This is a genomic window from Actinacidiphila acididurans, assembly GCF_016918855.1.
Lineage (GTDB): Bacteria > Actinomycetota > Actinomycetes > Streptomycetales > Streptomycetaceae > Actinacidiphila > Actinacidiphila acididurans.
This window is the reverse complement of record NZ_JADKYB010000009.1, coordinates 253,541-279,297: the sequence shown is the minus strand read 5'-3', so window position 1 is coordinate 279,297 and position 25,757 is coordinate 253,541. Positions and strand designations below refer to the sequence as shown.

26 protein-coding genes are annotated in these 25,757 nt (G+C 70.6%); 15 read left to right on the top strand and 11 right to left on the bottom strand.

From position 1 onward, the window contains the following. Positions 1-340 precede the first annotated feature (340 nt). Entirely contained in the window at positions 341-1,780 is a 1,440-nt protein-coding gene (locus ITX44_RS19080) for an aldehyde dehydrogenase family protein (protein WP_205358475.1), read from the top strand. Between the two features lie 152 nt (positions 1,781-1,932). Here the strand turns inward: ITX44_RS19080 and ITX44_RS19075 are convergent, their stop codons facing one another. After that, entirely contained in the window at positions 1,933-2,973 is a 1,041-nt protein-coding gene (locus ITX44_RS19075; protein WP_205358474.1) for a helix-turn-helix transcriptional regulator, read from the bottom strand. A gap of 174 nt (positions 2,974-3,147) precedes the next feature. Between ITX44_RS19075 and ITX44_RS19070 the strand changes: the two genes are divergently transcribed. Then, complete coding sequence (locus tag ITX44_RS19070; protein ID WP_205358473.1) at positions 3,148-3,525, top strand: nuclear transport factor 2 family protein; 378 nt, start codon at positions 3,148-3,150, stop codon at positions 3,523-3,525. A 164-nt stretch (positions 3,526-3,689) separates the two neighbouring features. On the opposite strand, the gene ITX44_RS19065 is transcribed toward ITX44_RS19070, so the two are convergent. Further along, entirely contained in the window at positions 3,690-4,364 is a 675-nt protein-coding gene (locus tag ITX44_RS19065; protein ID WP_205358472.1) for a hypothetical protein, read from the bottom strand. A 282-nt stretch (positions 4,365-4,646) separates the two neighbouring features. Here ITX44_RS19065 and ITX44_RS42660 point away from each other — a divergent pair, with 282 nt between their 5' ends. Then, on the top strand, positions 4,647-5,096 hold the full coding sequence (locus tag ITX44_RS42660) for an SDR family NAD(P)-dependent oxidoreductase (protein WP_307795358.1): 450 nt from the start codon (positions 4,647-4,649) through the stop codon (positions 5,094-5,096). Between the two features lie 254 nt (positions 5,097-5,350). Here ITX44_RS42660 and ITX44_RS19055 read toward each other — a convergent pair whose 3' ends face one another. Continuing rightward, entirely contained in the window at positions 5,351-5,908 is a 558-nt protein-coding gene (locus ITX44_RS19055; protein ID WP_205358470.1) for a pyridoxamine 5'-phosphate oxidase family protein, read from the bottom strand. A gap of 338 nt (positions 5,909-6,246) precedes the next feature. Next, positions 6,247-6,708, bottom strand: coding sequence for a DUF1003 domain-containing protein (locus ITX44_RS19050; RefSeq protein ID WP_307795357.1), 462 nt, complete (start codon positions 6,706-6,708; stop codon positions 6,247-6,249). A 607-nt stretch (positions 6,709-7,315) separates the two neighbouring features. Between ITX44_RS19050 and ITX44_RS19045 the strand changes: the two genes are divergently transcribed. Together ITX44_RS19045 and fumC are read left to right on the top strand one after the other, a co-directional pair. Then, positions 7,316-8,992, top strand: coding sequence for an NAD-dependent malic enzyme (locus tag ITX44_RS19045; protein ID WP_307795356.1), 1,677 nt, complete (start codon positions 7,316-7,318; stop codon positions 8,990-8,992). Next, positions 8,989-10,455, top strand: a complete 1,467-nt coding sequence (gene fumC, locus ITX44_RS19040; protein ID WP_205358467.1) for a class II fumarate hydratase — start codon at positions 8,989-8,991, stop codon at positions 10,453-10,455. Before ITX44_RS19045 ends, fumC begins: the two co-directional genes overlap by 4 nt. Before the next feature lie 515 nt (positions 10,456-10,970). Here fumC and ITX44_RS19035 read toward each other — a convergent pair. Beyond that, positions 10,971-11,387 carry a winged helix-turn-helix transcriptional regulator gene (locus tag ITX44_RS19035; RefSeq protein WP_205358466.1) on the bottom strand — a complete coding sequence of 139 codons (417 nt, stop codon included), beginning with the start codon at positions 11,385-11,387 and terminating at the stop codon, positions 10,971-10,973. A 174-nt stretch (positions 11,388-11,561) separates the two neighbouring features. Between ITX44_RS19035 and ITX44_RS19030 the strand changes: the two genes are divergently transcribed. Then, a complete protein-coding gene (locus tag ITX44_RS19030; protein ID WP_205358465.1) occupies positions 11,562-12,278 on the top strand; it encodes an SDR family NAD(P)-dependent oxidoreductase in 717 nt (238 codons plus the stop codon). Between the two features lie 138 nt (positions 12,279-12,416). Here ITX44_RS19030 and ITX44_RS19025 read toward each other — a convergent pair whose 3' ends face one another. Together ITX44_RS19025 and ITX44_RS19020 are read right to left on the bottom strand one after the other, a co-directional pair. After that, complete coding sequence (locus tag ITX44_RS19025; protein ID WP_205358464.1) at positions 12,417-13,478, bottom strand: NADH:flavin oxidoreductase/NADH oxidase; 1,062 nt, start codon at positions 13,476-13,478, stop codon at positions 12,417-12,419. A 467-nt stretch (positions 13,479-13,945) separates the two neighbouring features. Beyond that, a complete protein-coding gene (locus ITX44_RS19020) occupies positions 13,946-14,845 on the bottom strand; it encodes a LysR family transcriptional regulator (protein WP_205358463.1) in 900 nt (299 codons plus the stop codon). 100 nt (positions 14,846-14,945) lie between these two features. Between ITX44_RS19020 and ITX44_RS19015 the strand changes: the two genes are divergently transcribed. Then, entirely contained in the window at positions 14,946-15,956 is a 1,011-nt protein-coding gene (locus tag ITX44_RS19015) for an NADP-dependent oxidoreductase (RefSeq protein ID WP_205358462.1), read from the top strand. A gap of 50 nt (positions 15,957-16,006) precedes the next feature. Here ITX44_RS19015 and ITX44_RS19010 read toward each other — a convergent pair whose 3' ends face one another. Continuing rightward, entirely contained in the window at positions 16,007-16,450 is a 444-nt protein-coding gene (locus ITX44_RS19010) for a nitroreductase family deazaflavin-dependent oxidoreductase (protein WP_205358461.1), read from the bottom strand. 112 nt (positions 16,451-16,562) lie between these two features. Here ITX44_RS19010 and ITX44_RS19005 point away from each other — a divergent pair, with 112 nt between their 5' ends. Next, the gene (locus tag ITX44_RS19005; RefSeq protein WP_307795355.1) at positions 16,563-17,168 is read left to right on the top strand and encodes a TetR/AcrR family transcriptional regulator; all 606 of its coding nucleotides are present in this window, start codon (positions 16,563-16,565) and stop codon (positions 17,166-17,168) included. A 173-nt stretch (positions 17,169-17,341) separates the two neighbouring features. Here the strand turns inward: ITX44_RS19005 and ITX44_RS42655 are convergent, their stop codons facing one another. Then, a complete protein-coding gene (locus tag ITX44_RS42655; protein WP_307795354.1) occupies positions 17,342-18,877 on the bottom strand; it encodes a glycoside hydrolase family 6 protein in 1,536 nt (511 codons plus the stop codon). A gap of 255 nt (positions 18,878-19,132) precedes the next feature. After that, on the bottom strand, positions 19,133-19,591 hold the full coding sequence (locus tag ITX44_RS18995; protein WP_205358460.1) for a MarR family winged helix-turn-helix transcriptional regulator: 459 nt from the start codon (positions 19,589-19,591) through the stop codon (positions 19,133-19,135). Between the two features lie 63 nt (positions 19,592-19,654). On the opposite strand from ITX44_RS18995, the gene ITX44_RS18990 reads away from it, so the two are divergent. Both ITX44_RS18990 and ITX44_RS18985 read left to right on the top strand, forming a co-directional pair. Next, positions 19,655-20,023, top strand: a complete 369-nt coding sequence (locus ITX44_RS18990; protein WP_205358459.1) for a VOC family protein — start codon at positions 19,655-19,657, stop codon at positions 20,021-20,023. A gap of 227 nt (positions 20,024-20,250) precedes the next feature. Then, the gene (locus tag ITX44_RS18985; RefSeq protein WP_205358458.1) at positions 20,251-21,072 is read left to right on the top strand and encodes a hypothetical protein; all 822 of its coding nucleotides are present in this window, start codon (positions 20,251-20,253) and stop codon (positions 21,070-21,072) included. A 244-nt stretch (positions 21,073-21,316) separates the two neighbouring features. Here ITX44_RS18985 and ITX44_RS18980 read toward each other — a convergent pair whose 3' ends face one another. Beyond that, positions 21,317-22,096 carry an MBL fold metallo-hydrolase gene (locus tag ITX44_RS18980; RefSeq protein ID WP_205358457.1) on the bottom strand — a complete coding sequence of 260 codons (780 nt, stop codon included), beginning with the start codon at positions 22,094-22,096 and terminating at the stop codon, positions 21,317-21,319. A gap of 76 nt (positions 22,097-22,172) precedes the next feature. Between ITX44_RS18980 and ITX44_RS18975 the strand changes: the two genes are divergently transcribed. The 5 genes from ITX44_RS18975 (at position 22,173) to ITX44_RS18955 (ending at position 25,644) form a co-directional block, all read left to right on the top strand. Beyond that, positions 22,173-22,811, top strand: coding sequence for a TetR/AcrR family transcriptional regulator (locus ITX44_RS18975; RefSeq protein WP_205358456.1), 639 nt, complete (start codon positions 22,173-22,175; stop codon positions 22,809-22,811). A 176-nt stretch (positions 22,812-22,987) separates the two neighbouring features. Then, the gene (locus ITX44_RS18970; RefSeq protein WP_205358455.1) at positions 22,988-23,248 is read left to right on the top strand and encodes a hypothetical protein; all 261 of its coding nucleotides are present in this window, start codon (positions 22,988-22,990) and stop codon (positions 23,246-23,248) included. A gap of 544 nt (positions 23,249-23,792) precedes the next feature. Further along, the gene (locus tag ITX44_RS18965) at positions 23,793-24,269 is read left to right on the top strand and encodes a DUF4232 domain-containing protein (protein WP_205358454.1); all 477 of its coding nucleotides are present in this window, start codon (positions 23,793-23,795) and stop codon (positions 24,267-24,269) included. 146 nt (positions 24,270-24,415) lie between these two features. Next, positions 24,416-24,994: an RNA polymerase sigma factor gene (locus ITX44_RS18960; protein ID WP_307795353.1), complete on the top strand. Its 579-nt coding sequence runs from the start codon at positions 24,416-24,418 to the stop codon at positions 24,992-24,994. After that, the gene (locus ITX44_RS18955; RefSeq protein ID WP_205358453.1) at positions 24,991-25,644 is read left to right on the top strand and encodes a hypothetical protein; all 654 of its coding nucleotides are present in this window, start codon (positions 24,991-24,993) and stop codon (positions 25,642-25,644) included. The genes ITX44_RS18960 and ITX44_RS18955 overlap by 4 nt, the downstream gene beginning before the upstream one ends. The last annotated feature ends 113 nt before the right edge of the window (positions 25,645-25,757 follow it).

The following is a 25,757-nucleotide window of genomic DNA, read 5'->3' as shown; positions in this document are numbered from 1 at the left end:
CGGCAACTCCTGACATCGCATTCGGGGATGTGGGCCCCCCGACCGCGAGGGTTCCAACGGGAAAGCGTCGTCGTCAACGCCCGCTGAACCCCGGACAGCGGCACCGGCCACCGCCTGCATCGAACGGTACGAGCAATACGAGTGGACGCCCTTTCGACACCGACCAGCACCCTCGAGCCCACGCGAATAGTAATTCCGGTTACGGTAAAGACGCCATCCGTAGTTGCTCGTTCGCTGGAACATGTTTGAATGCGCGACCCGCTTTTCGCGGATTGCGGGACGCGCGTGGCCAACCTACGGTGAAAATGAGGGCAGCTGTCACAGTCGTAAGGGAGCGGCCATGCGCACAGAGATGCTCATCGGAGGCGAGTGGACAGCAGGTGGGGGCCCTGCTTTCACGTCTGTGAACCCCGCCACGGGCGAGGTCCTCGCCGAGTTGCGGGAAGCGACGGAGGCAGACGTAGACGCTGCGGTGCAGGCAGCCGACTCAGCCTTCGCCTCGGACGAGTGGGGCGGACTGCTGCCTGCCGCCAGGGCGAAACTCCTGCTGCGGGCCGCGGATCTGCTGGAAGAGCACGCAGCGGAAATAGCCCGCCTGGAGACCCAGGACCAGGGACAGCCGCTCCCCATCAGCATAGGCTTTTCGCTGCCCAACGCCGTGGAGCACCTTCGCTACTACGCCGGGTGGGCCACCAAAATCACCGGTATCACCGCGCCCCTGTCGGTGCCGGACATCGACTATCGCACCCGCCGCGAACCACTGGGAGTCTGCGGACTCATCGCGCCGTGGAACTTTCCCCTGATGATCCTCATGTGGAAGCTCGCACCGGCACTCGCAGCAGGGAACACAGTGGTGATCAAGTCCGCCGAGCAGACGCCGCTGTCCACGCTGCGGCTGGCGGGACTCTTCGAGGAGGCGGGCATCCCGGCCGGTGTGGTCAACGTGGTCACCGGCGGTCCTGACGTCGGCCGTGCGCTCGTGCGACACCCCCAGGTCAAGAAGATCGCCTTCACCGGCTCCACGGAGGTCGGTCGGGAGATCGGCGCCGAGTGCGGCCGCAACCTGAAGAAGGTGTCCCTGGAACTGGGAGGCAAGGCACCAAGCATCATCGCCGCGGACGCCGACCTCGACGCCGTGCTCCAGGGCAATCTGCTGGGCGGGCTGATCAACGCCGGCCAGTCATGCGCCGCCTACACCCGCTTCTACGTCGACGCCCGGCGGCATGACGAGTTCGCCGAGAAACTCTCCGGCGCGGCCGGGACCCTGCGCTTGGGCAACGGCCTCGACCCGCAGACCCAACTCGGCCCGCTGGTCTCCGCCGAGCAGGTCGACCAGGCGGAACGCTATGTCACCATCGGTAAACAGGAAGGCGCGGACCTGCTGACAGGAGGTCAGCGGCCGGACGGCGAGCTGTCCAGTGGCTTCTTCTACGAACCCACCGTCTTCGCCGGCGTCCAGCAGGACATGCGGATCGCCCGCGAGGAGATCTTCGGTCCGGTCCTGACCGTCCTGCCCTACGACAGTCCGGACGAACTGACCGCCCTCGCCAATGACACCGGCTACGGCCTTGCGGCTGCCATCTGGTCCCGCGACATCAGCATGGTCAACCGGCTCGCGCAAGAGGTGAAGGCCGGAACCGTGTGGATCAACATGCATCAGGCCCTGGATGCCGCGGCCCCCTGGGGCGGCATGAAATCCTCCGGCATCGGGCGTGAGATGGGTTGGGACGCCATCGAGGCGTACACCGACGTCAAGAGCATCTGGACCCACCTCACCTGACGGACACCAAGCGAAGTCGCCATCGGCCCGGCCATCGACTCCCCGCCCCTGAAACCGCCAGCGCGTGCGAGGCGCCCGAGCGGCCCGGAGATCGGCGGCGCGGCCGACGCCCGGACCGGCCGGCACGGCCTGGACCGCTTCGCCCAGAGGCCTCAGTCGGCTGGGCGGGCGTTGTAGAGGGCGGCGGTTGCCGCGGCTTTGCGGGCCAGGTCCCGGCGAAGCTCGTCGGGGGCGAGGACTTCGGCGTCCGGGCCGAAGGCGAGCAGCGGCTGCGCTCCGAACAGTGAGCGGAAGCGCAGCTCGACTCGTGTCCAGCCCGGCGCGTCCGGTGTCTTGGGCCCCTTTGCCGCCGCTGGTCTCGGCCCGGCCGGCGGCTCCGGGTCCGGCGGGTCTTCGGTTCCCGTGGCGAGGTCTGCCTGGTGGACGCGCAGGAACATGGGCAGTACGCCGTCGCGTACCCGTACGGTGACGGCCAGGGGCATGGGGATGTCGTCGATGCCGCGGCGCAGGGTCTCCCAGACCTCGGCCAGCTCCAGTCCCTCGCGGCGGCGTGCCGGCTCGCTCAGGACGGTCGCGGACTGGACCCGGTCCGCTCGGAAGAGCCGGGGCTCGCCGCGGTGGTCCGCCACGAGGTACCAGACGCCGGCCTTGTTGACGAGGCCGTAGGGGTCGAGCGTGCAGGCGCTCACGCTGTTGTCGCTTCCGCGCCGGTATCGCACCCGCAGCCGCCGGTCGGTGAAGGCGGCACGCTGGAGGGCGCTGAGGTCGGGCGGTGGCCGGTCACCGCCCGGGGCGCCGCGCCAGCGCGCGGGGTCGATGAGGATGCGGCGGCTGGTCAGGTCGGCGTCGGGCCGGTACGGGGCGGGCAGGGCGGCCATGACCTTGCGCAAGGCGGAGCCGAGGGCCTGGCCCAGGCCCAGGTCGGCGTGGGCCGAGCCGGACATCAGCACGAACAGGGCGCGGGACTCGTCAGCGGTCAGGCCGGTGATGTCGGTGCGGTACCCGGGCAGCAGGGCGATGCCGCCCTGCGGGCCGCGCACGGTGTAGACGGGCACGCCGGCGGCGGACAGGGCCTCCACGTCGCGCATGATCGTGCGGACCGAGACTTCCAGGCGCTCGGCCAGGTCGGCGGAAGGCAGCTGCCCGTGGGTCTGCAGCAGCAGCATGATCGAGAGCAGGCGGTCGGACTTCATGGCTCCGGAATTTCCTCCTCCTATATGACAGAGGATGTCATATAGGCGAGGAAGAGTTCCTGTCGCAGGGCCGTGAGAAGACACGGCCCGCCGCTACCGGAGAAGCCGCCCCGCCCGCGGGGAGCGCGGCCGACACCGGGAGCGGAAAGTGCCACCAGGAAGGAATCACCTGTCATGACTGCCGCCGCCGCAACTGCCCGAGAGACCGCCGAGGAGTACGTCCGTGCCTGGCTCGCCCGCGACGCCGAGAAGGCGCTGAGTTTCATCGCCGACGACGTCGTGTGTGAGGCACCGGGCGGCCACATCGAAGGCGTGGAGGGGTACCGCCAGTTCCTGGCGCCGTTCGTGGCCGGTCTCACCGGCGGCCGGCTCCTCGACGTACTGGTCAGCGACGACACACACGCGGCGACCCTCTACAAGGTCGACGTGCCCTTCGCCAAGGACTTCCGCGGCATGGAATACCTGACCGTCAAGGACGGCAGGATCACCGAGGTCGTCAGCGTTTTCGACCTGTCGCCCGTCATCGCGGCCGGCGCCTACCCCCAGGGCTGACCTGCACCCGTCCCGGGCCCGCGGCACGCCCTCCTCCGGCGGCGGCGGGCCCGGCTTCTGCGGTCCACCACGGGCCGCCAAGTCCGACGCGAGCCGGGTGAGGGCCGACGTGAAGGCCGCGGTGACGACCGCGTTGTGCTCCTGAACCCCAGCGGTCAGAGCATTCAGACGTTCCTGCGGGCGGGTTCGGAGGCGTAGGAACCGCGCCAGCGGGCGCTTTGGAACCGGACGCTCGTACAGAGCGCGACCAGTCCGGCCCCTACTCCGATCGGAAGGGCAGCGGCCAGCGGGGCGCCAAGTCCGAACGTCAGGACGCCGATGTCGGCACCGATGATGACGCTGGTGACAACGCCGATACTGCCCGCGACGCTCAGCATCCGCTGGAACGGCTGCCGTCGAGGGGTGAGCATGACCACTGCCTGTTCGGCGCCGGTGGATTCCAGAAGCGTGTGGGACAGCTCGGGTACCAGTTGCGCGTAGACGGCCCGCAGATTGGTGATGCGGATGGTGAACTGCCGGTCGTCGATGGAGATTTCCAGGCATCGCAGGAAGGTGACCACGCCCAGGAACGCCAGTGACGACAGCACCAGCACATAGAAGGTGACGGTCCCCCCGCTGCGCCCGGCGTGACCGTAGAACCCGAGGGAGATGAGGCCGGCCGACACAGCGCCGAGGAAGACGCTGGCCCGTCCGTTGACCTCGCCGATCGTGGCAGCACGCTGGGTCTGCAAGTTGTAGTGCTCGGTGGTCAGCAGGGTGACCCAGGCCGACGCGGCTTCGCCGGCGTCTTCCAGCCGCAGCGGTCTGTCCGGGCCGGGGCTCGGAGGAGGCCCGGTCATGGCTGAGCCAATCCGTTCAACCTCTTGTTCGTCACGGCACAATCAGTACCGCACGCCCGACTGCCGGGACAGCGTACGGCGCCTGGTGGCGCATGCCTTTGCAACCATCGGCGTACCACGGCACAGGCCGTCCGGCGGCGTCCCAGGCCGTGGCCGGCGGGGGCGGCAGCGCGGTGCTGTGTCCCGTGCGCCGAAGTCCCCGCCGCAGGACGCACGGAACCGCGGCGTGCCGCGACGGCTCCCTTCCCGCGCGCGGCATCACAGCTCCCGCGTCAGTTTTGTGTGGCAGCCGTACGTACCACCCCCGCGGCGGTCCCCACCATGGTGAAGCAAGGCAGCGGTGTGATCGTCATGATGGGTTCGGTGAACGCCTTCCTTCCCGATCCGCTGGTGATCGACTACTCGGCGGTCAAGGCGGCCCTGACGAACTTCGCCAAGAGCCTGTCGAAAGAGCTGGGCCCTCGAGGCATCCGCGTGGTCTCGATCAGTCCCGGCCCGGTGGCCACGGGCCTGTGGCTCGGGGACAGCGGCGTCGCCAGGACCATGTCGAACGCCACCGGCCGGCGAGCCCAGGACATCGCGGCGCAGGCGGTCGGCGACACGCCGCTGGGACGCTTCACCACCCCGCAAGAGGTCGCGGGCCTGGTCACTTTCCTGGCCGGAGCGCGCGCCGCCAACATCACCGGCGTGGACGTCACGATCGACGCCGGGCTGATCACCACCATGCGGTGACCCTTGCGGTGGCAGCCGGTGAGCAGCCGGCCGCGCCCTCCTGCAGGCACAGGGCCCGACGGCGAACGGTCCCGCCCCGCCGCCACCGACCAGGCCCGCACCCTCCTGCACCGCCCCGACCGACCGCTCACGCGGGGCGACCTGCGAGCCCGGTGGCCCGTCCGCAGTCGGTCCGCAGGTGCCGGTCGGCGATCCGCCGTCGGCCCGCGGGATGCCTGCGGCGGGTCGGCTGGCCGGTGGCCCGGCTCCCGTGGTCAGAACCGCCAGCGCGTGTGGCTGAACCCGCCGCCCTGGCGGCCGAAGCCGTACGCGGTGGACGGCTCCACCGCGAAGAGCAGGGTGTCGCCCTTGCGGAAGGTGTCGCCGATGCCGTGGAAGGTGCCCTCGGGCGAGGTGATGTGGGCGCCGTACTTCGCCTCGAACGCGGCGACCACCTCCTCGATGCGCGCCGGGTCCGACACCTGCCGGGCCGTGCCCTCGACGACCAGGTCGAGGCTCTCGGTGAGGGAGTTCCCGCCGGTGGTCAGCGCGCAGTGGCCGTCGTGCGCGATGTTCTTCGCCTTCTGCTCCGCCGGACCCGTCCCGAAATAGAGCACCCCCTCGTGCCAGGCGGCGATCACCGGCGTGACGTGGAGCCGGCCGTCAGACCGCACCGTCGACACCCAGAAGATCTCCGCGGCGGCCAGGAGTCGCTGTGCCTCCTCCCACCCGATGGCCTCGGTGTCCTCGGCGCCGGGACGCGGGTTGGTCGCCGAGCTGTAGCGTGCGTCGAGTTCGGCCGCGGGCTCCCTCGCGGATCCCTGTGTCGACATGGCGGGTCCTGCCTTTCTGATGCGGGTCCGAGCTGGTGATGCGTGAGATCGGTGGGGCCGGGGGCTGCGGGTACGGCCGGCATGGCAGAGCCCGTCTCCCCCACCGGCGCTTTCCCTGTCGAGCGGCAGCACTGCCCGGTGAGTCTTGCACCCCCCAGTGACAACCCACCCGCAACCCGGCGGCACCACCGTCCGACGGCGCACCCCTCCCGCCGCACGGTGCCGGACGGATCAGACGGGGCCCGCTCCCGGCGCGGCCGACTGCCGCGGTACTCCCGCTGGCCGAGGCGCCAAGCGCTCCCGCGCGGCCTGGCCACAGCCGTAGATCAACGTTGCGGTCATAGATCCGCGGGATCGACCGGTGTCCCGCGCTGCGTGGCGTCGATGCCGGCTTTGCTCTGCGTGATGATCTGCTGGACATGCTGCTCGATTTCCCGAGGGTCCAGACCCAGCGCCTTGCCTATGTGGACCGACCACACCTCGGACCGCAGGTTGGTCTCGAAATCCAGGTCGGCCCGAAGATTCTCCCGCGCCGCCTGGCGGTTCTGGCTGACCATGACGAACGTGGACAGGAAGATCGCCTCCAGGCTGACAATCATGGTGAGCAGCCCGAAGGGATACCGGTCGAAGATCGCGCCCTCTCCCAGCAGGCCCTGGTTCAGCGCGATCCATACGGCGAACCAGACGGCGTGGAGGTAGACGAACTGCATCGTCCCCGCGAAGGAGGTGATCGCGTCGGCGACCCGGTCCTGCCTGCTGCGCATGCGGGCGAACTGGATCCGCTCATGGGGAAGGCGCACGACAGGTCCGCGGGGGCCGCTCCGGGGCGGTCGTGAAGGGCCGCTGTGATCGTCGGATACCGAGTTCATGCCGTCCATCCTGCCGGTCCGGCATCCGCCGCCCGCGGGCAGCGGCCAAAGCCATTGGCGCCCGCGCGCACGGTCACATCCGTCGCTCTCTCGACCGGTACTCGGGCGGAGTCCCCATGCAGACCAGCCCGCTGACCGCAGACACGATCGGGACTGGGCAAGCGGGTCCTGGCCGAGGGGCTTTCGCCCAGCCGATCAGCAGCGGCCGTGGCGCCTTCGCAGGGTCGACGAGCACGCGTACACGGGCCGGCACCGGCGGCGCCTTTGCGCGGGGGCGCCGCCATTTTCCCCTGCGGCGCTCCCCAGTCTTCGTCTTCGGCGCGCCACCCGCGCCCAGCAGCCCACACCCGATCCCCCACCCGATCTCCCCGACGGGCAGCGGTGACATCAGGCAGGCGTGGCCCGGCAGATGACTCGCGCTTGAGCCTGTCGCCCGAAGATCGACGAGCGGTCCCGCCTCCTCGGGCGCAGGCTGGAAGGAGGCGTGGCGAGGTGCCTGGTCGGGCTTGGTGCAGATGTATCGCGCATGGAGATCATCGTGACCAGGAACAGCAAGGGCAGTCCCGTCACTCCGAGCGTGCTGGCCGATCCGTTCGGTAACCGGGGTGTGGGGTTCACGCAGGCCGAGCGGGACGGGCTGGGGCTGACCGGGCGCCTGCCGTCCGCGGTGCTGACGCTGGAGCAGCAGGCGGAGCGCGCGTATCAGCAAATGCTCGAGCAGGAAGACGACCTGGCCAAGAACGTCTACCTGGAGCAGCTCCACGACCGCAACGAGATCCTGTACTACAAGGTGCTCACCGATCACCTGGTGGAGTTGCTGCCGATCGTCTACGACCCCACGGTCGGCGAGGCGATCGAGAAGTACTCCCACGAATACCGCCGTCCGCGGGGCGTGTTCCTGTCCGTCGACCGGCCCGACGACATCGGCAAGGCGTTCGCCACACTCGGGCTGGGACCACAGGACGTGGACCTGATCGTGTGCACCGACGCCGAGGAGATCCTGGGCATCGGCGATCAGGGCGTGGGCGGGATCCAGATCGCCGTCGGCAAGCTCGCGGTGTACACCGCCGCGGCCGGCATCGATCCGCGGCGCGTGGTCGCGGTGTCCCTGGACGTGGGCACCGACCGCGAGGCACTGCTGAAGGACCCCCTGTACCTGGGCAACAGGCACACCCGGGTGCGCGGCGCCGACTACGACGCGTTCATCGAGAAGTACCTGCGCACCGCCTCGTCGATGTTCCCGGGCGCCCTGCTGCACTTCGAGGACTTCGGCCCCGGCAACGCCCGCCGCATCCTGGAGAAGTACGGCGACACCTATCGCATCTTCAACGACGACATGCAGGGCACGGGCGCGATCACGCTGGCCGCGGTGCTGTCGGCGGTCGAGGTCAGCGGCGTGCCGATGCGCGACCAGAAGCTCGTCGTCTTCGGCGCGGGAACCGCCGGGGTCGGCATCGCCGACGAGCTGCGCGACGCGATGGTCCGTGACGGCACGCAGCCCGGGGACGCCACCGCGCAGGTGTGGCTGGTCGACAAGCAGGGACTGCTCACCCGCGGCATGGCCGACCTGCGCGACTTCCAGCGGCCCTACGCGCGCGACCCGGCCGATACGGCCGGCTGGGCCACCGGAAAGGACGGCGCCGCCTCCCTGCTGGAGACCGTGCGCCGGGTCCGGCCCACCATCCTGCTCGGCACGTCCACCGTGCACGGGGCGTTCACCCGGGAGGTCGTCGAGGCGATGGCCGAGGGGACCGAGCGCCCGATCATCTTCCCGATCTCCAACCCCACCTCCCGTATCGAGGCCATGCCCCAGGACGTCATCACCTGGTCCCGGGGCAAAGCTCTGGTCGCCGTCGGCATCCCGGTCCCACCGGTGGAATACGACGGCACGACGTACCGGATCGCGCAGGCCAACAACGCGCTGCTGTACCCGGGGGTGGGCCTGGGAACGATCGTCTCCGGAGCCGAGCGGGTGACGGCGGGCATGCTGCTGGCCGCGGCGCAGGCGGTCGCGGGCCAAGTGGACGCGACACATCCCGGTGCCTCCCTGCTGCCGCCGGTGGCGGACCTCCGCGAGTCGTCCGCGAACACCGCGACCGCCGTCGTCCGGGCCGCGATCGACGAGGCAGTGGCCACCACCGCACCGGCCGACCCCGCCCAGGCGGTCCGGGCGGCCATGTGGGAGCCGGTCTACGCCGGCGGAGGTGCGTCATGACCGCGCGGAAGCAGCCCGCCGGCGCGGGCAACGGCGAGGCCCCCGACGTTCTCGACGTCCCCATCGGCCTGCATGCGTCCGGCACCCGGCGGGAGACCGACTCCATGGGCGCCGTGGAGGTGCCGGCGGACCGCTACTGGGGCGCGCAGACCCAGCGGTCGCTGATCCACTTCTCCATCGGGGACGACCGGATGCCCAAGGCCGTCTACCACGCCTACGGCCACGTCAAGAAGGCCGCCGCCGCGGTCAACGGCCGCGCCGGCCGACTGCCGTCCTGGAAGGCGGAGTTGATCGGGAAGGTGGCGGACGAGGTGATCGCGGGCGACCTCGACGACCACTTCCCGCTGTACGTGTGGCAGACCGGGTCCGGCACGCAGTCCAACATGAACACCAACGAGGTGATCAGCAACCGCGCGATCCAGCTCGTCGGCGGCGAACTCGGCAGCAAGACCCCGGTCCACCCCAACGACCACGTCAACATGGGGCAGTCCTCCAACGACACCTTCCCCACGGCCATGCACATCGCGGCGGTCAAGACCGTCCACGAGCGCCTGCTGCCCAGCGTGCGGGCGCTCCAGGAGGCCGTCGAGGCCAAGGCGGACCAGTGGCGCGAGGTGGTGAAGATCGGCCGCACGCACCTGGAGGACGCCGTGCCGCTCGGCGTCGGGCAGGAATGGTCCGGCTACGCCCACCAGTTGGCGCAGGCCGTCGACCGCGCCTCGTCCTGCGCGCAGGGCCTGTACGAACTCGCCGCGGGCGGCACGGCGGTCGGCACCGGCCTCAACGCACCGCCCGGGTTCGGGGAGCAGGTCGCCGCCGAGATCGCGTCGGCGACCGGCCGCCCGTTCACCACCGCCGCCAACAAGTTCGCGGCCCAGGGCGGACTGGACGCGATGGCCGGCGCCTCGGCCGGGCTGCGCGCCCTGGCGGTGTCCTTGATGAAGATCGCCAACGACATCCGGTGGCTGGCCTCCGGGCCGCGCTGCGGTCTGGGCGAGCTGGTCCTGCCGGCGAACGAACCCGGGTCCTCGATCATGCCGGGCAAGGTCAACCCGACCCAGTGCGAGGCGATGGTCATGGTGTGCATCCAAGTGCTGTCCGAGGACTCGGCGATCGCCGTCGCCGCGTCCCAGGGCAACTTCGAGCTCAACGCCATGCGCCCGGTCATCATCAACAACTTCCTGCACGCGGCGACCGTCCTGGCCGACGCATGCGTCAAGCTGCGCCAGTACTGCATCGAGGGCACCGAGCTCGATCGCGGCCGGATCGACGCCTACCTCGACCGCTCGCTCATGCTGGTCACCGCCCTGTCCCCGGTCATCGGCTACGACAAGGCAGCCGCGATCGCGCACAAGGCGGACGACGAGGGCACCACGTTGCGTGAGGCCGCGCTGGCCTCCGGCGCCGTCGACGCCGAGGAGTTCGACCGCATCGTCGACCCTGCCACGATGATCCACGGATAGCCGCGCGTCGCACCGTGCCGGCCCCGGCCGTCCTGCCCGGCCTGGTCCACCCGCTTTCCATGTCCGCCGTCACACAGGTCGCCCAGCTGGAGCAGGAGCTCGGCGGTACGCACACCGTCAGCACGGTCGCGGGCGGCAAGCAGCAGATTCTCGAAGGGACTTCCGAGCACCGCGACCTGCTGTCCGGCCCCTCGATGCAAGGTCACACCGGCCACTGCTGGATCGGATGCAGCTTCGAGCCGACCTATGCAGAGTCAAGCCGTACCGGACACCCGCCGCAGCCCTGGACGGGCCTTGACACCACGGCAACGCTCCAGGCCCTCCCCCGAACGAACACGAAGGCTGGATCGCACCTCCCCGGTGAGACCCGGCACTGCACCGCGGTGACACATCCGGCTCCGGCAACCGTCCACCTCGACGAGGACGACGACGGCGGCGACTCGGTGCGGCAGCGGGCCGGGCGGCTTCCTCGCCCAGGCCGCCCGGCATCCCCGAGTGCCGGTGGGCGCCGGGGCTCAGGAGCGGGACGAGGAGGCGGCGGTGCCCGTACGGGAGCGGTTGGCGCGGATCTCGTCGTGGTGGTCGGCCGCCCAGCCGATCAGCTGCTTGACGATCTCGTTCAGGCCGCCGCCGAGGGGGGCGAGGGCGTACTCGACGCGCGGCGGCACCTCGGCGTAGGCGGTCCGTGTGATCAGGCCGTCCTCGGTGAGCTGGCGCAGGGTGTGGGTCAGCATGCGCTGGGAGATGCCCGGGATCTGGCGCTGCAAGTCGGTGTAGCGCGTCGGGCCGCCCTCCAGGACGGCGATGATCAACATGCTCCACTTGTCGCCGACCCGGTCGAGCACCTGGCGGATGAAGTCCATGTGATCGGCGGGGATGCTCGCGCACGGCCCGACCGCGGCCGCCATCCCGATATCCGCGCTGTCCTGCATGGCGCCCGTTCCTCTCCGTCGCGCACACCGATGTGCCTTTTGTATCGCCTTCCATACTGGCCCATCATGGCGTTACGAACAAACAGTATGAATTGCAGGTCGGGCCATGAAGTAGCGATCTGGCCGGGCCCTCCGTCATTCATCGTCACTGCCACGGCATTTGAAGGAGTATCCATGTCCAAAGTGATCGCCGTCTTCGGTGCGGGCCCCGGCCTCGGCGTCTGCGTCGCTCGTCGTTTCGCCCAAGAGGACTTCCGCGTCGCCCTGGTGGCCCGACGCAAGGACCGCCTCGATGTCCTGGTCGACCAACTCAGCGCCGAGGGCATCGAAGCAGCCGGATTCATCGCGGACCTGTCCGCGCCGCAGGACATCCCGGCAGTGGTCGACTCCATCCGCGAGCGGTTCGGCCGGATCGACGTGATCGAGTACGGCCCGATCCCCAGCGTCCGATTCACCCCGGCCGCCCAGCTCGAACCGGCCACCCTGGTCCAGGGCATTCCGCTGCTCGTGCTCACCCCGCTGGCCATCGTCCAGTCCGTTCTCGCGGAGTGGAAGGAGCGCGGCGACGGCGCCTTCTTGATGACCACCGGCGCGACCGCGGTCCACCCCATGCCCCATGCCAGCGGCGTCGGCCCGCTGATGGCCGCCGCCCGGAACTGGCTGTACTCCCTCAACGGGGAACTCGCCGAGTCCGGTATCTACGCAGGGACGCTGTCCGTTGCCGCGTTCATCACCGGCAGCGAGGCCGAAAAGGCCGCCACGGCAGCCGGCGACCCCCTCGCCGCCGCGCATCCACGCGTCGACCCGGCCGACATCGCCTCGCTCTACTGGGACATGTACACCAAGCGCGACCGTGTCGAAGAGGTCCACCCCCACCTCGCGACCGGCTGACGCACCGGCCCCCTCAGCACGGAACGGGGTGCCTTTGCACTCGGGGCTGAACGACAGCAGGGTGTCGGCGCGTGAGGCGGACTCGCGCAGCGCGGCGGCGACCGGCGGGGCGCCTGGATCGGTTTCTACCGCAAGATGTCAGTATGCGCGGTGATACTGGGGCGGGATCCGCATCTGACCGCCCAGTGCCTTGGCCGCGTCGATGGGCCAGGTCGGGTGACGCAGGAGTTCACGGCCCATCAGGATCGCGTCGGCTTCGCAGTTGGCAAGGATCTTGGCGGCCTGCTCGGGCTCGGTGATCATGCCGACGGCGGCGACCGGTACTCCGGTCTCCGCCTTCACCCGCGCGGCGAAGGGGACCTGGTAGCCGGGGCCGACCGCAATCTTCGCGTCGGGGACGATGCCGCCGCTCGAGATGTTCAGCAGGTCCACGCCGTGGTCGGCCAGCACCTTCGCGAGGCGGACGGTGTCGTCCACGGTCCAGCCCTCGCGATCGTCCGACGGGTTCTCGGTGAGCCAGTCCGTCGCGGAGACGCGGACGAAGAGCGGGAGGTCCTCGGGCCAGACGGCACGCACGGCGTCCACGACCCGCAGAGCGAACCGGATGCGGTTCTCGAACGAGCCGCCGTAGGAATCCATGCGGTGGTTGCTGAACGGCGACAGGAACTGGTGGATCAGATAACCGTGCCCGGCGAGCAGTTCGACCACCCGGTACCCGGCCGCGGTTGCGCGACGCGCGGCCGCGGCGAACTCCTCGACAATCCGGTCGATGTCGGCGAGGGTCAGTTCGCCGGGGCCGACCGGCTGCCAGCCGCCCTGCTGCGGACCGAGCCGCTTGCTGCCCAGCCACTGACGGTCGGTCGACCCCTTGCTGCCGGAATGCGACAGCTGAATGCCGGGCACGGCACCCAGCGAGGTGATCAGGCCGGTGATCCGCTGGAACGCGGGAAGCTGCGCGTCGGTCCAGATGCCCAGGTCGTACGGGGTGGTCCGGCCGGTCGGGCTCACCCCTGTGCCCTCGGTCAGGATCAGGCCGGCGCCGCCGGCCGCGCGGGCGCCCTGGTGTGCGACGTGCCAGTCGGTGGGGGCACCCGTGGCCGGCCCTTCCGACGCCGCGCTGTACTGGGCCATCGGCGGCATCCACACGCGATTGGGGATGGTCAACGATCGCAACTGGTAGGGCTCGAACAACTGGCTCACCGGGATGTCTCCTCATGGCAACGGCCTCGGGCACACATACGTTCGACACTCTTCATGGCGGCGTTCGGGTGGGAATCGCCATGAGACATGTCCGGCGGCAGACCCGCGGGAATCGTTCCGTCGATGATTCCTGGGAGGCCCGCAGTGAAGAACGCCAGGAGGCCGGCTACAGGGAGCTTCACCTTTTCCCTGATTCGGGTTCCTTCGTTCGTCGCCGATGACATGGCTGAGCCATCCAGATGTGTCTGCATGAATGTGTCGACGTCCTCAACGGGACCGCTTCGGCGGCGATTCCCTGGAAAGACAGCCTTGGCCCTCGTTTCGTTGAGGTCAGCCCATCGATAATTCGAGGAGTGTGAGCGCCGCTCCGTGTTCACGGCCGTGAAGGACTGCGCCGCCAGAGGGGCTCCGCACGCAGCGTTATCCGTTCTCGGGGGCCCCTGCGTGGCCTCGCCGGAGCCTGCCCGTCACAGGGCGGAGCCGGCGGACCGCAGTTCCCGCACCAGAGCGCGCACGGCGGCGGAGCCGGCGAGTTCCGGGGTGGTCACGTAGCCGACGCGGCGGGTCGGGCGATCCGGTCCGAGGTCGGTGATCTCGATCGAGTCCGGTGCTCCGGTCAGGGAGAGCGCGGGCATGATCGCCATTGCGTGCCCCCGGCTCACGAGCGAGAGCACTGCTCCGTCGTCCTCGGCTTCGATCGTGGCCCTGGGGATCCAGTCCTGCGCGGCCCACCAGGCGCGGGTGTACGAGCCGCAGTTCTCGGCCCAGTCGACCAGCGGCAGCGAGCGCGGAACCGGGTGCCCGGCCGGATGCACCAGGCAGTAGCTCTCTTCGAAGAGTCCGCTCGCCACCAGCCCCGCCGGGAGCCGCGATGCGTCCAAGGTGGCGATGGCGACGTCCGACCGCCCGTCGGCCACTTCGCCCGCCGTGCCGCGCCCGAGCTCGCGGACGATCCGCACCTGCGGCTCGATCCCGGGATGCCGTGCGCGCAGGCGCTGCAGGACCGGCGGCAGCAGGTGCAGCGCGGTGCTGCGGAAGGCGGCGATCCGCAGCGGGCCCTTGGGCCCCTGTGTCGCCTCGGGCCGGGCGGCTTCCCGCGCTTCGGCGACGAGCATGTCCAGCAGCCGCAGGACGCGGCGCGCGTGCGCCACAGCTTTCTCGCCCGCCGGGGTGGGCCTGGCACCGCCGCGGCCGCGTTCGAACAGAACGGCGCCGATCCTGCGTTCGCTGCCGCGTATCGAGTGGGAGACCGCGGACTGTGTCAGGCCGAGCGTCCGGGCCCCGGCCGAGAAGCCGCCGGCGTCCGCGACCGCCACCAGGACGCGCAGTTCGTGCGGAGCGAGATCGGTGCCGGTCGTGCGGGCCACGGGGCGCTCACCTCAGGGTATGAGAACTGCTCATGGAACGGGGCATCGCATGAGCCCAACCGCCTGCCCGAGGGCTCCATTCCCGTCCTACGGTCCCGCCATGACCGACAGCGCGATCGCCGTCCAGCAGACCGCCCGCCCCCACGGCTTCCCCACCGCCGAGGATTTCGCCTTCGTCGAGTCCGCGATTCCCGATCCCGCGGTCGGCACCGCGCTCGTGGAGAACCTCTACTGGTCCGTCGACCCGTACCACCGCGAGATGATGGACGACGTGCCCGGCGGCTTCACGCTCCACACGCCGCTCGAAGGCCGGACTCTCGGGCGCGTCGTCGCCTCGCGGACGCCGGATCTGGCCGAGGGCGAGATCGTCTTCCACCGGCAGGGCTGGCGCACGCACTGCGTGGTCCGGCCCGAGGAGATCCGTGAACTCCCCCGCTTCGACGGGGTCCCGCTGACGGCCTACCTGAGCGTCCTGGGCGGCACCGGACTGACCGCCTACGTGGGCCTCACCCGCATCGCCCGGCTCCGGGAGGGCGAGGACCTCTTCGTCTGCGCCGCGGCCGGCGGCGTCGGCACGGCCACCGGCCGGTTCGCCCGGTTGCTGGGCGCCGGCCGGCTCGTGGGCAGCGCGGGCTCGGCGGCCAAGGTCGATCACCTGACCCGGGAGGTGGGCTACGACGCGGCGTTCGACTACCACGACGGCCCTGTCGCTCAACTGCTCGCCAAGGCCGCGCCGGACGGCATCGACGTCTTCGTCGACAATGTCGGCGGCGAGCACCTGGCCGCCGCGGTGGGCGCGCTGCGCGAGTTCGGGCGCATCGTCCGGGTCGGCACCATCAGCCGCTACAACACCCCGGACGCGCCCCCGCCGCACGTCAACTATTCGGACGTCGTGGAGAAGAGCCTGCGCATGGAGGGCTTCCTGGTCAGCAACTACCGCGACCTGCAGGACGAGTTGTACGACTTCGCGGTCCCCCATCTGCAGAGCGGCCGGCTCGCGCTGGACCAGACGGTGGTGGACGGATTCGAGAGCATCGTGGACGCGTTCCTGGGCATGCTGCACGGCAGGAACACCGGAAAGATCATTGTGCGGGACCGCGCGCGGGCATGATCCGACCGCCACGCGCGTGCCACATCACTTCGCCGGCCGCGCACCTGCGCTCAGGCATCGAGGGGCGTGAGCACGAAGACCGGCATCTTCCTTGTGGTCTTCTTCTGGTACTCGGCGTAGTCCGGCCACGCCGCGACAGACCGTTCGTACCACACGTCGTATTCCTCGCCGTGCACCTCACGAGCCCGGTAGTCCTTCTTTACCGGGCCGTCCTGGAGTTCGACGTGCGGGTTGGCGGTGAGGTTGTAGTACCAGACGGGGTTCTTGGGTGCCCCTCCCAGTGACGCGACGAGGGCGTACTCGCCGTCGTGCTCCACGCGCATCAGCGGCGTCTTGCGAAGTTTCCCGCTCTTGGCGCCCAGCATCGTCAGCACGATCACCGGCTTGCCGGCGTGGTTGAGGTTGCCTTCGGCCCCGCCGGTGCGCTCGAAGAGCTCGACCTGGTCACGGGCGAAGTCGACTGCGCTCGGCTCGTACTCACCGGTGAGTGGCATGTGCGCACCATCCATTCCCATCATCGGGGCCTGGCCCGGCGCTCGTTGCGGCACCGGGTGCGCCCTCCGTAAACGGACTTTACCCCGATTGTAGCTCGGGTAGAGTGCCCTCGTGGGCCAGGATGCGGCGTGGGGAGCGGCACCGGCCGAACGGGCGGACGCCGCCCGTAACCGGCTGCACCTGTTGGCCACGGCCCGTCAGATGCTGGCCGAGCAGGGCGCCGACCGGCTGACCATGGATGCGCTGGCAGAGCGGGCGGGCCTGGGCAAGGGCACCGTCTTCCGGCGGTTCGGCACACGGGCCGGCATCTTCCGGGCCCTGCTGGACGACGACGAGCAGGTCTTCCAGCAGCAGGTGCTCTCCGGGCCGCCTCCGCTGGGTCCCGGCGCCCCGCCTGTGGACCGCCTGATCGCGTACGGCTGGGCGCGCGCCGTCTTCCTGATCGAGCGCCGGGACATGGCCCGCGCCGCTCTCGACGGCAGCCAGCCGGTGCCCACCGGCCCCCGGACACCGATGTCGCACGTCCACATCCGCATGCTGCTGGGACAGTTGGACCTCGGCGGTGCCGACCTGGGCATGCTCGTCGTCCAACTGGCGGGCGCTCTCGACGGCCCGGTCCTGCTCTATCTGTCGTCCGACGAACTCGCCAGCACCCCCGAGGGCGTCGCGGCACGGATCGGGCAGGCATGGCAGGACCTTGTGGAACGCTGCTTTTGAATCACCGCTTCGCTCTCCACGCCAGCGCAGTACACGAGGTCACGCGTCCAGGCCGCGCGGCCATCGAGGCCGCCGAGGACTGCGCGGCCGACCTGATCGGTTGCGCGGCGGCGGCCGCCCCGGATGGTGTCCGGGGCGGCCGCCGTGGCTGTACGGATGGTGCGGGGGGTGGGTCAGGACACGGTGCAGGTGGCGCCGTTGAGGGTGAACGCGGCGGGCTGGGCGTAGCTGCCCGAGAAGGTGCCCTGGAAGCCGAAGGACTGGGAGCCGCCGGCCGGGATCTGGGCGTTGTACGAGAGGCCGGAGGCGGTGACCGCGCCCGAGCTCGGGGTGACCGTCGCGTTCCAGGCGCTGGTGACCGTCTGGCCGGAAGGCAGGGTGAAGCCCAGCTTCCAGCTGTTGACCGCGGTCGAACCGGTGTTGGCCACCGTGACGTTGGCGGTGAAGCCGCCGGTCCAGGTCTGCGGGGTGAAGGTCACCTTGCAGCCGGGGGTGCCGGTGCCGCCGGTCGTGCCGCCCGTGGTCGTACCGCCCGTGGTCGTGCCCCCGGTTGTCGTGGTTCCACCCGTGGTGGTCCCGCCCGTCGTGGTCCCACCCGTGGTGCTTCCACCGGTCGTGCTTCCGCCGGTCGTGGTTCCACCCGTGGTGGTTCCACCGGTCGTCGGGTCCGACGCTCCGGCGGAGGCCAGCTGGTAGGCCACGTCCGGTATGAAGGTGCCCGCGGTGCCGGCGCAGCCGTCCGCCTCGCCCGGCGGCTTCACCCACAAGAAGGCGTCGATCGCCGGGTCCCCGGTGTTGGACGTGGGATAGGTGCCGATCGCCCGGCCGGAGGGATCGCACCACGCCCCGCCGCCGGCCGGGCCGTTGCCGTTGCGGCTGGTGTCCACCACGGCGTGCAGGTTGGCCGGGTTGCCCAGCGCTGCCAGCACGTTCTTGGCGTAGTTGACCTCGTTCGCCGTGGTGTTGAAGTTGGAGACGTTGGTGAAGAAGCCGTCGGCGTTGGTCAGGATGCCGGCGTTGCGCAGCCGGGTGGCCTGCTCCGAGGCGCTGTTCCAGGCCGAGTGGCCGCCGTCCATGTAGACCTTGGCGTTGGGCGCGGCGGCGTGGATGGCGGCGCCCGCCCGGGAGAGCGAGGCGAACCGGTCGCTCTGCTGCTGCGCGGACAGGCAGGTGGTCAGGGAGACGGAGTCCGGCTCCAGGATGATGACCGACTGCCCGCTGCCGAGCCCTGCGGCGAAGTTGCGCACCCAGGCGTCGTACGAAGCCAGGTCCGGCGCGCCACCGGCGGAGGCGCCGCCGCAGTCACGGTTGGGGATCTCGTACACGGCCAGCACCGGCACCTGTCCGGCGGAGGCCGCGGCCGTGGTGACCGCCCTGACGTCGTTGGTGATGGTGGAGGGGCTGTAGTTGGCGAACCAGATCCCCTGCGGCTGGGAGGCGATCCGCCGGGAGATGACCGGCTGGCGGGAGTCGCCGGGATTGGCGGCGACCCAGCGGACGACCTGGGAGTTGGGGTCCTTGTAGAACTGGGTGCCGGCGGGGAGGCTGCCCTGCGGCGCGGCGCCCGCGGTGTTCTCGGTGCCCAGCACGAGGCCGGCGGCCGCGAGGCCGGCGGCCAGGCCGATCGCCAGGGCCGTGCGCAGTCGCGGCCTGTGCGCGGGGGCCGCAGCCGCCGCTTCGGGGCGCGGGGTGCGGATGGGGGGTGTCACAGTCGTCCTCCGTGCTCTCGTGGGGGGAGAGGGCCCTCTGAGGGTGAAGGCCGGCTGCGGCGGGTATTTATGGGAGCGCTCCCACGCACAGCCGGGCTCAAGCGTAACCAGCATGAGGGAGGTGCGAAATCCCTGTGCGGCATCCATTTCCACTTGCGGAAGCGCTCCCAAAACGCGGGCACGCGCCCACGTCGCCCGACCCGCGCGGCCCCGGCGATGCGGGCGACCTGCGTGGTGGCGTCCATGGGGAACGGGCTATGCGCCGTCGTTGCCGTCGCGCAGGGAATGGATCATGCTCTGCAGGATCCGGAACGCGTCCGACTGCTCGGTCTCGGTCATGCCGGCCAGCATTCTGACCTCGACGGACCGGACCGCTACGGTCGCCTTCTCAAGGCTCCGTCGTCCGCGAGGCGTGAGCCGCGTGGGAAGAACCTTTCCAACCGGTGCCTCCGCGGGCCTGGTCACGTAGCCGTCTCGTTCCAGGGTCTGGAGCAGCACGTTCATCGTCTGCCGGGTCACGAACGCGCCCCGCGCGAGCTCGGAGTTCGACAAGCCCGGTCGTTGAGCCAGCAGCTCGAGGCAGGAGTAGTGCGTCACGCTCATCCCGAGCGGCCGCAGCACCTCCTCCATGGCTGCGCGCAGGGCGCTCGACGCCTCTTTCAGCAGGTATCCCAGTGACGTCCTCAGGTCGACGCCGGCACCGTCTTGACTCATGTCAGCATTCTGACATAGATTGGCCTGTGTCAGAAAACTGACATGCAAGGAAGGAATATCGTCATGCCCGCCACCGGCCCCGACTTCATCTCGCTCCAAGCGCGCGACCTCGACGCTTCGCAGGCGTTTTACGAGCAGTACCTCGGCCTCGTCCGCTCGCCGACCGGACCTCCGCACGCCGTCGTCTTCGAGACGAAGCCGATCGCTTTCGCGCTCCGCGACGTCGTTCCCGGCACCGATCTCGCATCCGTTGCGCAGCCCGGCATCGGTGCCGCGATCTGGCTCCACGCCACAGACGTTCAAATCATTCACGATGCTCTCGTCGCCGACGGTCACACCATCGTCTCCGCACCGATTGACGGCCCCTTCGGCCGGACATTCACCTTCGCCGACCCCGACGGCTACCGGATCACTCTCCACGACCGCGCCTGACAGGCCGAACGCCATCGGACGATCACCGGCCCCCGAAGACCGCGGTTGCGCCCGAGGCTCGAGAATCCGGGCGACGACTCGACCCCGACCGTGCCGTCCTCGCCTGCCGTGCCGTTGAACCCGATCAGTGGTGCCGGCGCTGCGGGTCGCAGGGGATCGCCGCGGAGCACCGTGACCAGGGGGTGCCGGCTCTTCCGCGAGAGCGGAGGGGCTGTCACGATCCGGGGATGGTGACGCTTCGGGATACGGTCGTGCTGGAACCCGTGCCACGGAAGTGGCTGGAGGCAGCGCTCGCGGCCGTGGTGGACGCCGTCGAGGAGCTGCGGGAGGAGCGCGGACGGCTGTTCGCCGGGACCGCGTGCGTTCAGGGCGTGCGGATCACGGCGGGGCATCACATCGGGGCCGGAGCCCGATACCTGATCGAGGACGCCGACGCCGACGGCGTACCGGCCACCCACCGCGTGGACGTCAAGGCATGGGACCGGTCCTCCGCGATCCGCGTGCGGTACGACGGGAAAGCCCCTGAGCTGCGGGTGCGCGGCGAAGGGGAGCTGCGGTCCGTTGACGGGCCGGCGGCGCTGCGGTGGTCCGCGGACTTCCGCGGGGCCGGCTCCTGGGCCCGGTACCGGCGCGGCCGGGCGAAGGGCGCGCTCGATCTGCGGGCGTGGTGGGCCGCGGAGCCCGGCAGCCGGGCGCCGCTGACGGCCGAGCTGCGCCATCCGCTCGTCAAGGCGGCCCTGCAGGTGAGGATGACCGAGGCGAAGCACGGCCGCTGGACGACGGAGGTCGCCGTCACCGCCCGGGGACGCGGCTGGGCCCGGCTGCCGGCCGCGGTCGCTGCCGTGCTCGGCGGGTTCGTGCTCCGCCGCGCCTTCCGCAACGGGCTGAAGGAGTTCGCGCAGGAATGGAACGCGGGCGTCCCGAAAGCCGTCGCCCTGACGCCCGGCACGATCAAGGCCGAGGTCCTGCACGGCCTCACCACGGCGAACCGGCCGGCGCCCGGACGTGCGCACCCCTCGACCGTGCCACAGGCCCCGAAACCCCATTGAGGCCACTCGTCACGGCTGACGAGTCGGTCGCAGGCTTTTCTGCTCCCAGGTAGGTGCCGTTGAGATGCACGGGCCACCGGCCGAGCGCCGGATGGCCCTGAGCAAGAGGGTCGCCGGGCGGGCGTTCACTCACTGGGTCGTAACTGCCCCTCGCCTGCGCGTTCGGCCGCAACCCCCTTCCGGCACCGTGAGGCGGACCCGCGGACCCGCGCCGCGTGGGGAGCAGGCGTCGGTCAGCCGTTGGTCAGCGCAGTCCGGCTTGTCGCGCCTTCCCGGTGGCGGTCCGCGCGTCGCCGGTGACCGGATCGCCGTGGCCGGGCAGGAGCAGTGTGGTGGTGGGCAGTTCGTCGATACGGTCGAGGGCGGCCATGGCCGCGTCCCCGTCGTGGGTGAAGCCGCGGCACACCAGGCGAGGGCCGGTTTCTCCGGTGAGGCCGTCGTGGGTGACCAGGGCGTCGCCGGTGAACAGCAGGCCGCGCTCGGGAAACAGGTAGCCGGTGCTCCCGGGCGTGTGGCCGGGCAGGGCGAGGGCGCGCGGCGTACCCGGGACGTCTTCGAGCAGTTGGTGGTCGGTGAGGACGCGGACGTCGGGCACGGCGCGGGCGGTGAAGGCTCCTTTGCGGGCCAGGTGCAGCGGGGTGGCGGCTGAGGCGGGGTGCCGCAGCAGGTAGGGCAGCATGGATCGTTCCGGCTTGGCGTGGCGCAGGGCGCTGCGCGGACCGTCGCGCAGGATGTCGGCGTCCCGTTGGTGGACCCAGATGTCGGCGCCGGATTGCTTCAGGCTGTGGGCCAGGCCGGTGTGGTCGGGGTGGCCGTGGGTGAGCAGGACGGCGCGGACGTCGGAGAGGGTGTGGCCGCAGGCGGCCAGGTGGTCGCGCAGTTGTCCGAGGTGGGCGGGCAGGCCGCTGTCGATGAGGACCAGTCCGTCGGGGTCATCGACCAGGTAGAAGTTGACGAGGTGATCACCGAGGCGGTCGACGCCCGGAGCGATGCCGCGGTGAGGACGGTGGGTGGAGCGGGACATGCGTTCCTCCGACAGTGCCGTGGCCGATCCATTTTCGGTACAGTCAACTGTAATGGATTAGGGGAGGACACGTTCCATGGCGCCCGATGCTCCGCGCAGGCCCTACGACTCCAGCCGCCGGCAGAACGCCGCACGGCACAACCGCGCCGCGATGGTGGCGGCGTGCCGGGAACTGCTCTTCGCCGAGGGCTACCGGGCCTGCACCGTTCGCGCCGTCGCCGAGCGCGCGGGGGTGTCCCCCGAAACGGTCTACAAGGTGTTCGGCGGCAAGACCGGGCTGGTCAAGGCGCTGTGGGACACCACTCTCGCCGGGGACGACGAACCGCTGGCCATGTCCGAGCGGCCCCAGCTCAAGCTGGTCCGGCAGACCGGCGACGTACCCGCCAAGCTCCGGCTCTACGCACAGTTCGTCCGAGGCGTCCACGAACGGCTTGCCCCGCTGTTCGCCCTGCTCACCGAAGCGGGAGGGGAAGTGGCGGAAGTCCTGGCGGTCAGTGAGCGGGAACGGCTGACGGGGGTCACCGCCTTCGTCGGCCATCTCGCCGATGCCGGCGTGCTGCGGCCCGGCAGCGACACCGCCCGGCTCGCGGACGCCTGCTGGGCCCTGACCGGGCCGCAGCTGTTCACCCTGCTCACGGCGGACCGCGGATGGGATGCCGACGCTTACGAAAGCTGGTTGGCCGACATGCTCACCACGGTCCTGACGAGTCCGTAGTGACCCACGGCGGCAAGGAGCAACTCGCCGCGCTCAAGCCGCTGTTCAAGGCCGAGCGCGCCAGGGTGCGGACGCTGGCCACGTCGCCGGAAAGCCCCCGTTCCACCAGGCGTCCCCCAGGACACGGGGGCGCGTCTTTGAGGAACAGTGGTGCGGGCACCGCACGTTGGGCGGTCATGGCGTCCAAACGACACAGCCTTCTGACCTATGCGGCCGTCATCGCGGCCTCCCCGGTCCTCCTGATCGCGGGCGATCCACTGGCCAGGGCTGCTCTGCGCCGCGCGCGGGCGAAGGCGGCTCCGCACGCCGGCGGCGGATTCGTCACCGTACGCAGCGGCCGTCGAGGTCCCCTGGACGCTCACACGTTCTTCTTCAACCCGCTGGCGATCGCCCTCGCGGCCCCGAGCCGCTGGGTGGGCGACCGCCTGCGCCGATGATCTGCGTTGTCGGTCGAACGGCTCATCGCCGCGGGCCAGGGGACCGAACGCGATCCGGGGATCACGATCGATGCCGGCTACGACGCCCCGCGCATCGCCGGCCTGCTGTCCGACGCCTGCTGCGCAACGGTCCGCCGGTTCAGTGCGGTCCATCGAAAAAGCGCGTTCTTCCGCCGTTCATGGCGCCGACCCGGGGCAAGGATGGTCCGGGCCGCCGGACGCCTGTTACGGTCCGCCGGTGGGGAGATGGTGGGGGCGCGTTCTCGGCTGCGCGATCGTGTTGACAACCGTGGGGTGCACGACGCAGGCCGGTGCACCGGACGCGGAGGGACCGACCGCACCGCCGGCCGCGTACTCGTCGGCCGGCACTCCAGCGCCGGTCGCGTCGTCCTCGCCGTCCGGGTCACCCGCCCCGACGCGTTCTGCGTCCGCGACGCCCTCGGCGGCGATCCGACCCGCGCCGACGCGGCCCGTATCCGCGACGCCCTCGGCCCCCGTCAGTCCGCAAGTCGCCGCGGTCCACGCCTGTACGGCCCGCAACCTCGTGGCCTCGCCCGGGGAGAAGCCCGGGCAGAGTCACGGCCAGGTCCGCGAGAACAACGAGGACAGGTTCGCCACCACCATCCTCCTGCGCAACACCGGAAACTCCCGCTGCGTGCTGAACGGCTGGCCCGGTATCGTCTTCTACGGCTACGACGTCATCACGACCTGCGAACAGAATCCGCAGACTCCGTCGTGCCCGCCGGGGACGAGACCGGCCGAACGGCGGAACATCCGCGTGACCCGCTCACAACTGCTCCCGCCCTCGGACATTGCCCTGGCCCCCGGGCAGACGACCTCTTTCCTGCTCCTGTGGATTTCCACCTTCGCGCAGGAGTGCGTCAAGGGGATCGTGCAGCCGTACCGCGTCGAGATCAGCGTCCCCGGCGACTCCCACCCCCTCTCCCTGGCCCACCCGGCCCTGCAGCCGTGCGACGACGTCGAGGTCACTTCTTTCGGCTCCGCACTGAGCAGGGCGTAGCCGGCCCGGCGCGAAGCGCTGACGCCGCAGCTCAGGACCCGTACCTCGAAGGGCTGCTGACGGAGCGGGGATGTAACGCTTTCGGGCACTGCGGCCAAGTAGAGGCGTAAGGCATCGCACCTCTGATCCGTCCTGAGGAGCCGTCCGTGCCAACGGAGCATCCGACAGCACCACCTGTGCGCGACCCGGCCGGGTTCGCCGTGTTCTACGAGCAGCAGTTCGACGCCGTGCTCGGTTTCGTCACCAGGCGCGTCGACAGCCCGCATCTGGCCGCCGACCTGACGGCGGACATCTTCGTGGCCGCGCTGGAGGGTGCGCACACCTATGACGCCCGGCGCGGTGCGCCGATCGCCTGGCTCTACGGCATATCCCGCAACGTCATCAACGCCCACTTCCAGGGCAGCGCCCGCGAGCAGCGGGCAGTGGCCCGGATCCACGGGCGTCGGCTGCTGGACGACCAGGACATCGGCGCCATCGAGGCACGGATCGACGCCGCCCGCGCCGCCCGGCAGATGGCGGCCGCCCACGCCGCGCTGTCCGACCCGCTGCGCGGGGTGCTCGACCTGGTCGCCCTGGACGAGCTGACGATCTCCGAGGCAGCCCACGCGCTGGGCATCAGCTCGGCCACCGCCCGCGTACGGCTGCACCGCGCCCGCAAGGCCCTGCGAACCGCCGGCCGGACCTGCGCCGCCGCCAGCGAAAACCTTCTGGAGACCGCCCAGTGAACGCTCCCGTGCACTTCAAGCAGCAGCTCGCGGACGAGCTGAACGCCCGCGCGGCTTCCCTGTCCGCCCCCGCCGGCAACCGCGCTCCGCTCCGGCTGCGCGCGCCGCGCCGCCGGATGGCCCTGACCATCGGCGCCGTCGCGGCCGCCGCCGCTGTGGCGGTCGCCCTGCCGCTGGCGTCCGGGACGCACAGCACGCGGCAGACCGCGCCGACACCCCCCGGCGCCGTGAGCACCGGCGGTTTGGACATCGTCAACGCCGACTACGCCGTGCAGTCCAAGCCGGGCGGCATGGTCGCCATACGGCTGTTCGACCCCAAGGGCGTCCCCGGTCTGCAGGCCGCCCTGGACAAGGCCGGCATCCCCGCGGTGGTGCTGACGCCGACGGCCTCCTGCCACGCCACGGTCCAGCGCGACCTCGGCGACCGCGGCAACGTCCGGAAGGTGGTGCTCCACTCCAAGACGGGCAGGGATCCCGCGCTGATCAACCCCGCTGCCATCCCCTCCGGGGACACCCTGCTGTTCACGGCGTACTTCAACGCGGGCCGGCCGGGGCCGATCGGCTACGCGCTGGTGCGCCAGGCGCCCGCCTGCGTCCCGGTCGGTTTCGGTATCACTGTCCGCCACCACGACAGTGTGCGCGTCGGGTAGCGGCGGGGTGTGCGCGGCCGGTCGGGGTGGCAACCGCCGTGCGACGGCGTGCAGTTGCTTGATGTGTCCGTGGCTGAAGGCTCGCAGGAAACCGCCGGGCGTGGACCGGGCGC

Bases quoted from the DNA above. Each gene is read 5' to 3' on its own strand.
- ITX44_RS19080 (WP_205358475.1), top strand. From the start codon at position 341: ATGCGCACAGAGATGCTCATCGGAGGCGAGTGGACAGCAGGTGGGGGC.
- ITX44_RS19075 (WP_205358474.1), bottom strand. From the start codon at position 2,973: ATGAAGTCCGACCGCCTGCTCTCGATCATGCTGCTGCTGCAGACCCAC.
- ITX44_RS19070 (WP_205358473.1), top strand. From the start codon at position 3,148: ATGACTGCCGCCGCCGCAACTGCCCGAGAGACCGCCGAGGAGTACGTC.
- ITX44_RS19065 (WP_205358472.1), bottom strand. From the start codon at position 4,364: ATGACCGGGCCTCCTCCGAGCCCCGGCCCGGACAGACCGCTGCGGCTG.
- ITX44_RS19055 (WP_205358470.1), bottom strand. From the start codon at position 5,908: ATGTCGACACAGGGATCCGCGAGGGAGCCCGCGGCCGAACTCGACGCA.
- fumC (WP_205358467.1), top strand. From the start codon at position 8,989: ATGACCGCGCGGAAGCAGCCCGCCGGCGCGGGCAACGGCGAGGCCCCC.
- ITX44_RS19035 (WP_205358466.1), bottom strand. From the start codon at position 11,387: ATGCAGGACAGCGCGGATATCGGGATGGCGGCCGCGGTCGGGCCGTGC.
- ITX44_RS19030 (WP_205358465.1), top strand. From the start codon at position 11,562: ATGTCCAAAGTGATCGCCGTCTTCGGTGCGGGCCCCGGCCTCGGCGTC.
- ITX44_RS19015 (WP_205358462.1), top strand. From the start codon at position 14,946: ATGACCGACAGCGCGATCGCCGTCCAGCAGACCGCCCGCCCCCACGGC.
- ITX44_RS19010 (WP_205358461.1), bottom strand. From the start codon at position 16,450: ATGCCACTCACCGGTGAGTACGAGCCGAGCGCAGTCGACTTCGCCCGT.
- ITX44_RS18995 (WP_205358460.1), bottom strand. From the start codon at position 19,591: ATGAGTCAAGACGGTGCCGGCGTCGACCTGAGGACGTCACTGGGATAC.
- ITX44_RS18990 (WP_205358459.1), top strand. From the start codon at position 19,655: ATGCCCGCCACCGGCCCCGACTTCATCTCGCTCCAAGCGCGCGACCTC.
- ITX44_RS18985 (WP_205358458.1), top strand. From the start codon at position 20,251: ATGGTGACGCTTCGGGATACGGTCGTGCTGGAACCCGTGCCACGGAAG.
- ITX44_RS18980 (WP_205358457.1), bottom strand. From the start codon at position 22,096: ATGTCCCGCTCCACCCACCGTCCTCACCGCGGCATCGCTCCGGGCGTC.
- ITX44_RS18975 (WP_205358456.1), top strand. From the start codon at position 22,173: ATGGCGCCCGATGCTCCGCGCAGGCCCTACGACTCCAGCCGCCGGCAG.
- ITX44_RS18970 (WP_205358455.1), top strand. From the start codon at position 22,988: ATGGCGTCCAAACGACACAGCCTTCTGACCTATGCGGCCGTCATCGCG.